The sequence below is a fragment of the Streptomyces albipurpureus genome (genome assembly GCF_023701525.1).
GTDB classification, from domain to species: Bacteria; Actinomycetota; Actinomycetes; order Streptomycetales; family Streptomycetaceae; genus Streptomyces; species Streptomyces albipurpureus.
Map to the genome: position 1 here is coordinate 63731 of NZ_JAMQAW010000001.1, position 13317 is coordinate 77047.

11 protein-coding genes and 1 riboswitch are annotated in these 13317 nt (G+C 68.9%); of the genes, 1 reads left to right on the plus strand and 10 read right to left on the minus strand.

The features are described 5' to 3' along the window. Positions 1-103: 103 nt before the first annotated feature. The gene (locus NBG84_RS00300; protein WP_250917133.1) at positions 104-1105 is read right to left on the minus strand and encodes a M23 family metallopeptidase; all 1002 of its coding nucleotides are present in this window, start codon (positions 1103-1105) and stop codon (positions 104-106) included. 3 nt (positions 1106-1108) lie between these two features. Next, a riboswitch (cyclic di-AMP (ydaO/yuaA leader) is annotated at positions 1109-1270 on the minus strand. 433 nt (positions 1271-1703) lie between these two features. Here NBG84_RS00300 and NBG84_RS00305 point away from each other — a divergent pair. Further along, positions 1704-2516: a tyrosine-protein phosphatase gene (locus NBG84_RS00305; RefSeq protein ID WP_250917134.1), complete on the plus strand. Its 813-nt coding sequence runs from the start codon at positions 1704-1706 to the stop codon at positions 2514-2516. Positions 2517-2992: 476 nt separating this feature from the next. Here NBG84_RS00305 and NBG84_RS00310 read toward each other — a convergent pair whose 3' ends face one another. The 9 genes from NBG84_RS00310 to hpnD all read right to left on the minus strand — a co-directional run bounded on the left by NBG84_RS00310 (position 2993) and on the right by hpnD (position 13311). Then, complete coding sequence (locus NBG84_RS00310; protein ID WP_250917135.1) at positions 2993-3190, minus strand: DUF6126 family protein; 198 nt, start codon at positions 3188-3190, stop codon at positions 2993-2995. Between the two features lie 65 nt (positions 3191-3255). Next, positions 3256-3876: a helix-turn-helix domain-containing protein gene (locus NBG84_RS00315; protein WP_250917136.1), complete on the minus strand. Its 621-nt coding sequence runs from the start codon at positions 3874-3876 to the stop codon at positions 3256-3258. A gap of 80 nt (positions 3877-3956) precedes the next feature. Next, on the minus strand, positions 3957-5378 hold the full coding sequence (locus tag NBG84_RS00320; protein WP_250917137.1) for an aspartate aminotransferase family protein: 1422 nt from the start codon (positions 5376-5378) through the stop codon (positions 3957-3959). A gap of 198 nt (positions 5379-5576) precedes the next feature. Next, positions 5577-6599, minus strand: a complete 1023-nt coding sequence (gene hpnH, locus NBG84_RS00325) for an adenosyl-hopene transferase HpnH (protein WP_250917138.1) — start codon at positions 6597-6599, stop codon at positions 5577-5579. A gap of 5 nt (positions 6600-6604) precedes the next feature. Continuing rightward, on the minus strand, positions 6605-7303 hold the full coding sequence (locus tag NBG84_RS00330) for a phosphorylase family protein (RefSeq protein WP_250917139.1): 699 nt from the start codon (positions 7301-7303) through the stop codon (positions 6605-6607). Positions 7304-7361: 58 nt separating this feature from the next. Beyond that, positions 7362-9398, minus strand: a complete 2037-nt coding sequence (gene shc, locus NBG84_RS00335; RefSeq protein WP_250917140.1) for a squalene--hopene cyclase — start codon at positions 9396-9398, stop codon at positions 7362-7364. Positions 9399-9546: 148 nt separating this feature from the next. Continuing rightward, a complete protein-coding gene (locus NBG84_RS00340) occupies positions 9547-10614 on the minus strand; it encodes a polyprenyl synthetase family protein (protein ID WP_250917306.1) in 1068 nt (355 codons plus the stop codon). Between the two features lie 38 nt (positions 10615-10652). Beyond that, positions 10653-12071: a hydroxysqualene dehydroxylase HpnE gene (gene hpnE / locus NBG84_RS00345; RefSeq protein WP_250917141.1), complete on the minus strand. Its 1419-nt coding sequence runs from the start codon at positions 12069-12071 to the stop codon at positions 10653-10655. A 301-nt stretch (positions 12072-12372) separates the two neighbouring features. Beyond that, positions 12373-13311 carry a presqualene diphosphate synthase HpnD gene (gene hpnD, locus NBG84_RS00350; RefSeq protein WP_250917142.1) on the minus strand — a complete coding sequence of 313 codons (939 nt, stop codon included), beginning with the start codon at positions 13309-13311 and terminating at the stop codon, positions 12373-12375. Positions 13312-13317: the final 6 nt, after the last annotated feature.

Consider the following 13317-nt stretch of genomic DNA (forward strand, 5'->3'; position numbering starts at 1 on the left):
GGAATACAGGAAATCCCCCCGCGCCGCGGCAGCGGCCCGAGGGGATTTCCGTATCGATCAGTGGCGCGTCAGCGGGCGCGCGGCGATCGAACGAGGCACCGCATCAGAGCGAGACCCCGTGCTGACGCAGGTAGGACACCGGGTCGACGTCCGAGCCATAGCTGGGGCTGGTACGGATCTCGAAGTGGAGGTGGGGACCACTGGAGTTGCCCGTGGAGCCGACCTGTCCGATCTGCTGTCCACCGGTCACGCTCTGACCTGCGGAGACGGAGAGGGAGGACATATGGGCGTACTGCGAGTACCTGCCGTCAGCGTGCTGGATGACGACCTCGTTCCCGTACGCGCCACTCCAACCGGCGGAGACAACGGTGCCGGGTCCGACCGCGCGGACGGATGTGCCGGTGGCAGCGGCGAAGTCGATTCCGGTGTGGTAACCGCTGGACCACATGGCACCGGAGACCCGGTAGGAGGTGCTGACACCGACCGCGGAGAGCGGGCTGCTCCAGCCGGAACCGGTGGCTTCGGTGGAGGTCTGCGCGGCGGCAGCGGGGGCAGCGGCGGGCGAGCCGGTCTGCTGGGTCTCCCGGCGCTCCTCCTGCTTCGGCTTGGACTCGGCCTTGGGCTCCGCCTTGGCCTTGGGCTCCGCCTTGGCCTTGGGCTCCGCCTGAGCTGCGGGCTTGCTCTCGGCGGCCTTGGGCTCAGCGGCCTTCGGCTGGGCCGCATCGGACTTGGTGCCGATGGTGAGCTTCAGACCCGGGTGGATCAGTGACGGGTTCTCGCCGACGGCCTCGCGGTTGTCGGCGTAGAGCTGCTCCCAGCCACCGTTGACCCGGTGCTCCTCGGCGATCTTGGACAGATAGTCGCCGGCGACGACCCGGTAGGTGGTGGAAGTGGCCGTCTGCTGGGCCGATACCGCGGTCGGCGCGGCACTGGCCTTCACCGAGGCGGCGACGGTGGCCGACGCGGGAGCGGCCTGCTCGGCGGCGAAGGCACCCGTAGCGCCTATGAGCGGAAGGGCGATGGCGACACCACCGGTGCCGGCGGCGATAAAGCCGCGGGTGATCGTGCGGGTCTTGGTACGACGGTGCTTACCCTGTGCGGGCATGACGCATTTCCTCTCCGGCGCCTACGAGGTGAGCTGTCGGGTTCGGACTGGAGATGCCCGGTCGCGGAACTGCACGACTTCACCCCGAGCCGTCCAGAACTCTGGATCGGCGTACTACCTGGGTCCCCCGCTCCTGCCACGCGTGGATGTAGGTGAATTCCGGTCGGCGGCAGGATTAGGCGATCCGTCCGGAGTGCCGTGACGTTAATCGAGGCCTCATCACGGGAACAAGCCGCACCTATTTCTGATCAATGAAGAAAATGATTCTCCGGGGAATTTCCCGTCACCCTCCGTGGAAGGCCATCGCCCAACTCCCCTTCCCGCCGGAGAATCGGTTCCCGTATAACCGGCACACACGGTCACGAATATGATCCCGCTCACGGGTCGCCGCCCGGTCGAGCAACAGACAGGACAGGGGGCAACCAATCGTCCAATTCGGACAGAAGCCCTCAATTCACTTAATGGCGACTATGCGGCGGAATAAATGGCTCCATGGAGAGTGCGCACAAGATGATCGTCTGACGAATCGATGTCGTATCGTCGAGAACACGCCATCGTCGGCGAGCGGCGCCGACGGCAGTGACCCTCAGGAGCCTCCGTGACGCAGCAGCTGCCGCAGGTCCCGTCGATCGAGCCCGAGCTGGCCGGGGTGCGAAACTTCCGGGATGTGGGCGGTCTGCCGACCGTGGACGGACGCCGGGTGCGGCACGGGCGGCTCTACCGCAGCGGTCATCTGGCCCACGCGACGGAAAGCGATGCCGCGTTCCTCTCCTCGCTCGGCCTGCACACGATCTTTGACTTCCGCAATACGACGGACACGATGCTGGACGGCCCCGACATCCCGTTGCCAGGGGTACGGAACCTCAATCTGCCGCTCAGCGACGCCGCGGACGGGGTCGAGTTCTGGGAGATGGTCCGTGGCGGCAGCATCGAGCAGTTGCGGGGCATCCTGGCCGACGGCAAAGCCGTGGCACAGATGTCGGAGACCTATCGGATGATCATCACCGGGCGCACCGTCGAGCACAGCAGGGTGCTCCACGCGCTCGCTGAGGACAGCGTCCCCGCGCTGATGCACTGTGCGGCCGGCAAGGACCGGGCGGGGCTCTCCATAGCCGTGTCGCTGCTGGCGATCGGTGTGGAGCAGGAGGCCATCGAGGCGGACTACCTCAAGTCGAACGATCCACACCGCCGCTATCTGGTGCGACGCAGCGATGAGTCTCCGGCCGGTATGTCCCCCGAGGTGATGGAGCTGCTCAGCCCGCTCTTCGACGCGCGTCTGGAGTATCTCCACTCCGCCTTCGATGCGATCGAGCGCACCTGGGGAACCACGGAGCGCTACTTGACGGAAGGGCTGAAGCTCGGCCCGGAGACCCGTGAGCGCCTGCGCTCTCAGCTACTCGACGAGTCCTGAGGGAACGCGCGGGTTCGCGTCCGGCGCACGGGCGCCGGACGAGGGCCGGACGAGGGCCGAAATCGCCTGAAGGGTGGGGAGCGGTCCCGGGGCCTCGGAAGACCAGGGCCGGGACTCCTCCACCCGGCCCGGGAGACCAGAGCGGCCGGGAGGCGAGGCCGGGACGCCCGCACCGGCTTGGAGGCAGTTCCACCGACCGGGGCAGCACGGTCCGGCGTTGTGACCGGGCAGCCGACCGAGCGCGTCTCGGCGGCCAAGAAGCAGATCTGTGTGACCCACGAGTGCGGGGCAGGCGGCGGGTCGCACGGTTACGGGCCCGTGGCGGCGCCCACAGGGCGGGAGCAGGGATGGAGCAGGGCAGGTCTCAGGTCCCGGGCGGAGGGATCGAGCCCGCCCCGGGCAGGTCTATCCGAACCGCCCAAGCCGCCCGAACCGCGTCGGAGGCCGGGCGCCGTTCCCCCACGGACGCCCAGCGGTTACTTGGCGCCCATCTCGAACAGCAGATAGAGGAATCCCGCGAACACATGGCCCGCGATCAGATAGGCGAACAGGCGGACCCAGATGCCCCGGGGGAACTTTCCGTTCTCCTTGCCCTCCCGCTTGCCCTTGGAGTCGGACGCGGCGGGGCTCTCCGGGACGACGGCGTTCTCGGGTGCGACGGGGTTCTCAGACATTGCGGTCCTCTCTGGTCCCGGCCTGGTGCCGGTCTTGCCTACGGGCGAGTGCGCGCTCGGAGGGATCAGACGTGCGGATAGAGGTCGGGGCTCTGGAGCAGGGTGTGCACAAAGAGCATTTCGGCGCCCTCCCGGGTGGCCGCGGCGATGCGGTGGGGGGTCAGCGACTCATAGTGCGCGCTGTCCCCGGGCCCCAACTCGTGCAGGGCCTCCCCCAGGGTGAGCCTCAGCCGACCGTCGAGGACGTAGAGCCACTCCTCACCGGGATGCACCCGGACCAGCTCGCCCTGCGCCCCGTAGGGGACGACCAGCCGCAGCGGCTGCATCGCGCGCCCCGGCGTACCGACCTGGTGGTAGGTCCACCCGTCGGCGACCGAGGGCTCACGGCTGCCGGACCGGATGATGGGATCGCGCTCGGGCGAGAGCTCGCCGAGCAGCTCACCGATTGTCGTACCGTAGATGCGTGCGAGGGAGAGCAGCATCGGCAGCGACGGCTGTCGACGGCCGGTCTCCAGTCGGGAGAGGTGCGCGGGTGACAGGCCAGCGCGCTGGGCGGCGGCCTCCAGGGTGAGCCCGCGCCTACGGCGCAGGTCACGCAGCCGGGGGGCGACATCCGGTAGCTCGACCGTCGACTCTCCGACCGGAGTTCTGAGGTCCGGGGGGTGGCCCCCGGGAGGACTCTGCATAGATCTATTGCGCCAGGAAAGTGCCTCTGAGGCAAGTTTCTTGCCTCAGAGGCAAAATTGCAGCTCGGGGCGGGTACAGGTCAGCGGTTGGCCAGGGCCTGTTTGACGAGGGTCCTACCGAAGTCCCACATCAGGCCGCCGCTGGCATGGGCGTCGTCCATGACCGAGGTAAAGGCCGTGAGGAATCGGTCCACCTCCCTTTCACCGATGGTCAGTGGCGGAATCAGCTTGATCACTTCCAGCCGGTCCCCCGAGACCTGGGTGAGAATCCGGTGCCGCTCCAGCAGCGGCACCACGACCATCTGGGCGAAGAGGCCCTTTCGGGCGGCCTGGAGCATGGCCCAGCGACTGCGCAGACCCAGCGATTCCGGCCGCCCGAACTCGATCCCGATCATCAGTCCACGCCCCCGCACCTCGCGGAGGAACTCATAGCGGTCGACGAGCGCGGCCAGCCGGGTGCGCAGCAGATCGCCGGTGACCCGGGCATTGGCGACGAGTTGTTCGTCCTCGATCACCGAGAGGACCGCGAGTCCGGCAGCCATGGCCTGGGCGTTGGAGCCGAAGCTCGCCGAGTGCACCAGGACCCGGTCCATGGACGAGTAGACCTTCTTGAAGATCCAGTCCTTGCCGATGGTCGCCCCGACGGGCACATAGCCGCCGGAGAGCGCCTTCGCCACACACACCAGATCGGGCTCCACCCCTTCTTCGTGGTCGTAGGCGTAGAAGTCCCCCGTTCGCCCCAGACCGGTCTGCACCTCATCGGCGATCAGCAGGGCCCTGTGCCGGTGCAGCAGTTGCTGTGCGGCGCGCAGAAACCCGGGCGGAGCCTCGTGCACCCCCTTGCCCTGGATCGGCTCCACCACCAGGGCGGCCACATCGCCCCTCCGCAGCTCGCGCTCCAGCGCGTCGAGGTCGCCGAGGGCGATGGCGGTGTCCGGCAGCAGCGGCGCGAATCCCTTACGGAAGCCGGATTCGCCATTGACCGAGAGGGAGCCCGTGGTGAGCCCGTGGAAGGCGTGGTCGCAGTAGAGGACCCTGGGGCGCCCGGTGGCGTAGCGGGCGAACTTCAACGCGGTCTCGACCGCTTCCGTACCGCTGTTGCCGAAGAACACCCGGTCCAGATGGGGACTGTGGCTCAGGAGCTTTTCGGCGAGCAGTCCGGGCAGTGGCTGGCAGTCAAAACGGGTGAGGTCGGCCAGCGACGCGTCGAGAACGTCGTGCAACGCCTTGCGGACGACCCGATGGTGGCGGCCGACTCCCATCACGCCGAAGCCCGCGAGCATATCGAGGTAGTCCTGGCCTTCGGCATCCCAGAAGTAGGCGCCTTCGGCCCGCTCATAGACCTTGTCGAAGCCGATGGTCCGGAGCATCCGCGGCAGTTGGTGGTTGAGGTTGCGGGAGTGCAGTTCATAGCGCTCGGCCGCTCGTTCGGCGAGCAGGGCGGTGAGATCGAAGCCCCCGACGGGGCGGGGCCCGGTTGTCCCGGACAGCTGATCGGTCATTGCTCGGCTCTCCCTGAGCTCACGAGTCGGGGCTTGCCAGTTCGGGAGGCCCCCACACAAGCGCCAGGGCCCGTCGTCGCCGGCCGGGCTGCCCCCTGTCGAGACGGGCGGAGGAGGGGATGGGGACAGCCCCGCACCGCAGGGGTGAGCAGCGGCACCGGGTAGTTCGTGCTGTCGCTGCTCACCTCGGTCATGCGGCTATCCGCGGCTTCCCGACATCGTTTCGCGGGCCGCCCGGAGGGATTCCTTGAGGGAGCCCATGGTGGCGAGGACCGCGGTGGGTTCATAGCCGCAGTGGGCCATGCAGTTGGCGCAGCGGGGGTCCTTTCCGCGGCCGTACTTGTTCCAGTCCGTTTCCTCGATGAGTTGGCGATAGGTGGGGACGTACCCGTCGCTCATCAGATAGCAGGGCCGCTGCCAGCCGAAGAGCGAGTAGTTGGGAATGGCCCAGGCCGTGCAGGAGAAGTCGACCTTGCCTTCGAGGAAGTCGAGGAAGAGCGGCGAGTGGTTGAGCCGCCAGCGCCGTCGGTTGCCGCCGGCGAAGGACTTCTTGAACAGCTCGCGAGTCTGCTCCACACCGAGGAAGTGTTCCTGGTCGGGCGCCTTCTCATAGGCGTAGGCGGGCGAGATCATCATCTCGTCGACCTGGAGGTCGTCATTGAGGTAGTCCAGTACCTCGATGATGGTCTGCGGGGTGTCGGTGTTGAAGAAGGTCGAGTTGGTGGTGACCCGGAAGCCGCGCTTCTTGGCCTCCTTGATCGCCGCCACCGCCTCATCGAACACACCCTCCTTGGCGACCGATTCATCGTGCCGCTCCCGCAGTCCATCGATATGGACGGCGAAGGCGAAGTAGCGGGAGGGGGTGAACTTCTCGATCTTCTTGCGCAGCAGCATGGCGTTGGTGCAGAGGAAGACGTATTTCTTCCTCTGCACCAACTGGCGCACGATCTCATCGATCTGAGGGTGCATCAGTGGCTCGCCGCCTGCGATGGAGACCATGGGTGCGCCTGATTCCAGCACCGCCCCGACTGCCTGTGCGACCGGCATCCGCTGCTTCAGCACCCCGGCGGGGTGCTGGATCTTTCCACAGCCTTCGCATGCGAGGTTGCAGGCGAAGAGCGGCTCCAGTTCGACGATGAGCGGAAACTTCTCCCGCTTGCGGAGCTTCTGTTCAAAAAGGTAGGTCCCGACGCGGATGGTCTGACGGAGCGGCATGGCCATCTAGCTCACCTCCAGGGGAGCAGCAGAGAACGGTGCCATTCGTGAAATGCGGGAAGTACGGCACGGAGTACACGGAAAGCCGATATTCCACCGCGAACCGTGCCAAGACGGACCAGCTCATGCTCTGGAGCGTCCACGACCACCCGGACGGCCGCAACCGGGCGGGTGCCGATGGTGAGTGCGGTGCGCAGGGTGACCGCCGACTCCATGTCCACGGCGATCGCTCCGCCGGTGTGCAGCGCCGCGCGCTCGGGGCCGCGTACGACGTGGTCGGAGCCGATCAGCACTCCGGTGTGCACCGCCCGACCGGGCACCGCCCGGCCGACCGCGTCGGCGAGGCTTCGAACCTCGGTGCAGATCGTGGCACTGTCACCGCTGTCGGCTCCGGTACGGGTCGCGGTGGCGACGACGAGGTCTCCGGGCAGCATCCCCGGGGCGAGCCCGGCACAGAAACCCGAGGCGATGACGGCTGTGTCGCGCAGTGCCGGTGCGCTCAGCGCGTCGTGGACGGCGCGACGTGCGTTGGCGGGGCCCATTCCCGTGCGCAGCACGTCCGCTCGACCGTTGGCCCTGCCGCGCAGGGCCAGCTTCTCGATGCTGAGCGCGCAGACGATCAGTAGGGGCCGTTCGGAGCAGGGGCCCTGGGCGGGTGTGGAGTGGGTGCCGACCTGTCCGGTGGCCTGCACGACCTCCCGCGATCCCATGGCTTCGGCGGGACCGGCCGATGGTGACGGTCCTGCCGATCCGATGGGACCCCCGGAGTCAGCCATCCGAGCCCCGCTGGGAGAGGCCGGCCAGTACGGGCTCCCCGTACACATAGCGTCCCAGCGCGGTGAGCGGGAAGACCTGCCGGTAGAGGTGGTAGTTGATGGAGAAGTCCCAGGGGAAACCGGTGCCGGTGAAGTACGGCTCGTCCCAGGAGCCGTCCATCCGCTGGGTGCCGGTGAGCCAGGCGACACCCCGCTCGACGGCCTTGTTCTCCCGTTCCCCCGCCGCGAGCAGGGCGAGCAGGGCCCATGCGGTCTGCGATGCGGTGGAGGCGCCCTTGCCGATCCACTCCTCCTCGTCGTACGAGCGCAGGTCCTCGCCCCAGCCGCCGTCATCGTTCTGGACGGATTCGAGCCAGCTGACCGCACGACGGATCGCTGGGTGCGAGCCGGGGATTCCCGCAGCCGCCAGGGCCGGCACGACCGATCCCGTACCGTAGATGTAGTTGACACCCCACCGACCGAACCAGCCGCCGCCGACGTCCTGCTCGGCGAGGAGCCAGTCAATTCCGCGTCGGGTTCGCGGGTGGTCGGAGCCGCCTTCGTAGGCGAGCATCTCGATGACATGCGCGGTGACATCCGCTGACGGTGGGTCGATCACCTCGCCGAAGTCGCAGAACGGCAGCCGGTTGGGCAGCGGGCTGGTGTTGTCCGCGTCGAAGGCTCCCCAGGCGCCGTTCTTGGACTGCATGCCGAGGGTCCAGCGGGTCGCCCGGGCGATGGCCGCCTCCACCCGGGCCGGGTCGGGGTGGCGAACCCGGCGCAGCGCGAGGATGACCTCCGCGGTGTCGTCGATGTCCGGATAGTTGTCGTTGTGGAACTCAAAGGCCCAGCCACCGGGGGGTAGTCGGGGTCGGCGGACCGCCCAGTCCCCGGTCCGCACCACTTCCTCGTCCAGCATCCAGTCGGCGGCCCGGACCAGCGCGGGATGGTCGGCCGGCAGTCCCGCGTCGGCGAGTGCGATGGCGGCCAGGCAGGTGTCCCAGACGGGCGACTGACAGGCCTCGACCATACGGAGGGGGCCGGCGGCGTCGGTGGAGTGGTCCGCTCTCCACACCGCGAAGCGATCGAGCGACTCAAGACCGGCCTTCATCACCGGGTGGTCGATGTCATAGCCGAGGAGATGCAGGGCGATCAGGGAGTAGACGGCGGGAGGTTGGATTCCGCCCCAGCACCCGTCGTTCTCCTGGCGCTCGATGATCCACCGTGCGGCGGCGTCCATGGCGGCCTTCCGCAACCGTCGGGGCGCGACCTTGTGGTAGAGGTGCAGAGCTTTGTCGGCACGTTGGAAGAACCCGTCCCAACTCAGGGCCGGAGCGAGGGTCCTGGAAGGATTGGGCTGGCGGACGTCGGTGTGTAGTTCGTCCAGGGTGAAGGGCGCCGGCCGCACCGGCCGCTTCGCGGAAACCACCGTGAGCGGCACGATGGTCTGCCGTGCCCAGCAGCCGAAGTCATAGATGTTCAGCGGGAACCAGTTGGGGAGGAAGATCAGCTCCGGGGGCAGTTCGGGCAGGTCCTCCCAACTCCACCAGCCGAACAGCGCCAGCCAGATCCTGGTGAAGACCCTGGCTCGGGCGATTCCGCCGTGCCGTCTGACCCAAGCGGACGCCAGCACCATATGGGGGTCATCGGGCAGATCGCCGGCGAGCCTGAGCGCCACATAGGCCTCAATGGTCGCGGAGAGATCGGCTGGGCCACGGTAGAAGGTGGTCCAGGCACCATCCGCACGCTGCTCCCCCCGAATGTGGCGGGCGGCGGCGTCGGTGGTGTGTGCGTCCCCGACGCCGAGGAACTGCCGCAACAACAGGTCCTCGGCGTCCATGGTCACATTGGTTTCCAGGTCGCCCTTCCACCAGCCTTGGGCGTCCTGTCTGCTCAGCAGATGCTCAACGGACAGTGCCACGGCCCGTCGCGCGTTCCCCAGCGCATCGCTGCCGCCAGGGCGCGCGGGGGCGTGGATATCGGTCAGTTCGCCGGCCGTAGCCGCGTGGGCCCTTACGGGCCCACCGCTTCCGTCGGTCGTCGCTGTCATGGCTTCCCCTTCGGTGCAGTGATGCGCTGTGCTCTGCGGTGCTGGGGTCTCCGTCGGCCGGCGGGCGGTTTACGGTCCGCTCACTGGTCGGCGACTGCGATGGATATGGGGGGCTGGGTGGGGATCATTTCTTCCGTGTCCTGGTGGACTATCGCTTCCGTACGACGACGAAGTCGGCGAGCGCCGCCAACTGCGCCCTGACGTGGGTGGGCATATCGACGCCGGCAAGTGCCTCAATGGCGACAGCGTGCTGCCGGCGGGCCTCCTGGGAGGTCCACTCGCGTCCGCCGGCCTCTTCGATCAAGGCCGCCCTGGTGGCGAACTCCTCCTCGGAGAAGCTGTCGAAGTCATTGCTCTTGGCGTCGGCGGCGAGCAGTTCACCGAGCTCTCGGGAGGCCGGGCCGCCCTCGGCGAGCGCCGCGACCACGGGCAGGGACTTCTTGCGCTGGCGCAGATCGCTCCAGGTCTGCTTGCCGGTGGTGACCGGGTCGCCCCAGATGCCCAGCAGATCGTCGATGGCCTGGAAGGCGAGACCGAGGTGGTAGCCGTAGGCCTCCAGGGTGTCGGCCGTGCGGTCATCGGCCCCACCGAGCACCGCACCGATCGAGGCGGCGCAGGCGAGCAGGGCGCCGGTCTTGTTGCCCTCCATCTCCAGGCACTCTTCGACGGTGACCCGCTCGCGGTGTTCATAGGAGATGTCCTGGGCCTGGCCGTCGATGAGCTTGCGGCTGGCGACGGTCAGCCGGCGGGTGGCCCTACCGGCTTCCGCCGTGCCGAGCTCCAGCAGGACCTCGTTGGCGAGGGCGAACAGTGCGTCGCCGACCAGGATGGCCTGGGCCGGACCGTGCACCTTCCATACGGTGTCACGGTGGCGGCGCTGCTCGTCGCCGTCCATCAGGTCGTCGTGCAGCAGCGAGAAGTTGTGGACCAGCTCCACGGCGACAGCACCCGGGATGCCCACCTCGGGCCTGGCACCTGCGACCTCCGCCGAGAGCAGTGCGAGCGCGGGGCGCACGGCCTTGCCGCCCTCGCCGACGGATGGCTGCCCAGCGGCGTCGATCCAACCGAAGTGGTAGGAGGCCACGGTGTCCATGGGCGCCGCCAGCCGGTTCACAGCAGCACGCAGCACCGGTGTCGACAGGTCACGTCCGCGCTCCAAGAGCGCGGCGATCTCCACGCCCGCTGCGGTGTCATCAGCCGGATTCGCCGAAGGCACAGTCGGCACGGTCTCTCCTCTTGTTCCGGAAAACAGGCTCACGCCGCCTCCTTGAGCGGATGTTCATGGGGGCGGCCGAGGGCACGAAGAGCGGCGGCCGCAGCGGTGATTCCGCTGCGCACCGCGCCCTCCATGGTCGCGGGCCAGCCAGTGGCGGTCCACGCACCCGCCAGGTACAGGCCAGGCGCACGAGTGGTGGCGCCCGGCCGCAGCCTGCCGACGCCGGGAGCCGGGTCAAAGGTGGCGGTGCGTTCCCGGGTGACGAAGAAGTCCCGTACCCGGGCGTCCCGTGCGGGCGGCAGCAGTCGCTCCAACTCGGGCAGGTAGCGGGCTCGTAGCTCGGCGACGGACGCGTCGATCTCGTCCTGGGCGGCGGACTGGGAGATCGCGAGGTACTGGCCCTCCTTCAGCCCGGATGCCTCGGTGCGGTCGAAGACCCATTGCACCGGGGAGCCGAGCGCGGCGAAGAAGGGGCGGCGCAGCACCTTGCGGTCGTAGCGGACATGGATGTTGAGGATGGGTGCCGTGCCGATGTCGAGCAGTCGGTCCGGGTCCGCCATGGCGCCTTCAGGCAGCAGGGCGTGGGCCTCACGTTGGGCGACGGCTAGGACTACGGCGTCGGCGTCGAGGCGTTCGCCGTCGATCTCGACCTGCCAGCGTCCGTCCGCGTCGGCGGTGAGGGTGCGTGCGCGGGCCCCGGTCTCGACCCTCACCCCCGCGGCTTCCAGCGCTTTGCGGGCGAGGGTGTCATGCAGGTCACCGAGGGGTACCTGGGCCCAGCCGATGTCGGCGGCGCCCGGGTCGGAGAGCAGCCCGGTCTTGAAGACCATCGCCGCGAGCGCCATGGACGCGTTCGCGGCGGTGGCGTTCAGGGTGGCCACTCCGACCAGGTCCCAGAGCGCCTCGATGGTGCGCCGGGACTGTCCGTGGCGACCGAGCCAGGTGGCGAAGTCGATGCCGTCCAGCGCGGGGTCGGCCGGGTCGAGCCCGCGCAGCGCGAGTGCGGCGCGCCCCACACTCGCCCGCTCGGCCAGCGAGAGATGGGGGTAGGTGGCGAGACTGGCGGCCAGGTGCAGCGGCACGGGTAGCGCGGTTCGGCGCAGCCTTCCCAGTCGGGGGCGCGATCGTCCGACATCCAGTACCGGAACGTCCAATCGGTCCTGGAGGGGGGAGAGATGGGCGCCTTCGACCCGGTCGAGGAACCAGCGGTAGGCGGTGCAGCAGCGCAGATAGACATGCTGGCCGTTGTCGACGGTGAGGTCGCCGCGCTGGAAGGAGAAGGCGAGCCCACCGAGCCGCGGACGGCCTTCGAGCAGGGCCACCCGCAGCCCCGCGTCGGCGAGTTGGAGGGCGGTGGTGGTGCCCGCGATTCCACCGCCGATGACGATCGCGCGCCGCTCGCCTGAGGCGGTTTCCGATGTCGTCCGCTGGTGGTCGTGACTGCCGCTGCCGGTCATCCGGCCTCCTCTCGGAACACCCTGGTGGAGTTCGCTGCGCCGGGCGCTGTGCCTTCTCGACGGCCGGCATCCGGCCAGGACGGCCCGGGTGCATGGTTATTGCGGTGGACGATCCTGCTCCGGCGGGCCTGCGGGATGCGGCCCACGGCCCGTCGCCCGCGGTACGGCAGGGGAGGACCGGCCGCCACGCCGGGCGCGGACGGACCAGGCGCGGAGGGCGTCGCGGACGACGGGCCAGGTGTTGGACCTCCCGCCGCTGCGGACGGGATCACCCGCGTCGGGGTCGGTGCTGGCGGGGGCATCAGGAGCGCCCCCGCAGGCTCTGGCGGCTGATGTGCCGGCTGTCAAGACCGGAGAGGCCACGCACTGCGACATAGGCCTTCTCCCGGCCCGGGAGCGAGACCCGGCCGCGGAGCACCGCCTGGGGGTCGCGTTCGATGCGGTCGAGGAGCCTGCGGTAGATGCCGGCCATCGCGGCGACGCACGCCCCACTGCGCCGGTCGAGCATGGGCAGCAGTCGGTAGCCCTCGGCGAAGAGGGCCCGGGCACGCCGGACTTCGTAGTGGATCAGCCCGGCGAAGTCCGAGCCGATGGGCGGGGTCGCCGTGTGGAAACCCTCCGAGCAGCCGAACTTGGCGAGGTCGTCGGCGGGCAGATAGGTCCGCCCGTTGGCCGCGTCCTCACGGATGTCCCGCAGGATGTTGGTGAGTTGAAGGGCGAGCCCCAGGGTGTCCGCGTACTCCGCGGCACGTTCGGTGCCCTGCGCACCGGGCTGGGTGCCGAACACGGCGAGGGAGAGCCGGCCGATGGCCCCCGCGACACAGCGGCAGTAGACCTTGAGGTCGTCCCAGGTCTCGTAGGACTCACCGTGGACGTCCATCAGGACTCCGTCGATGAGTTCGTCGAGTCCACCGAGCGGCAGCGGAAAGCGGCGGGCGGTATCGGCGAGGGCCACGGCGACGGGGTCGGTGTCGTCCTCGGCGATGTCATCGCGGCGGATGCGACCGAGCAGCTCCCGGGTCGCCTCCAGCCGCTTCTGCTTCTCCGGGGGTGCGAGGGTGCCGTCACCGATGTCGTCGACGCGCCGTGAGAACGCGTACAGCGCCGACATGGCCTGCCGCTTGTCGGGCGGCAGCAGTCGGATGCCGTAGGCGAAGTTGCGCGCCTGCTGCCCGGTGACGGCCTCGCAGTAGCTGTACGCGGCCTGCACCGGGGCGGGCGCCTGTGTCGGTTGTTCCATGGTCCG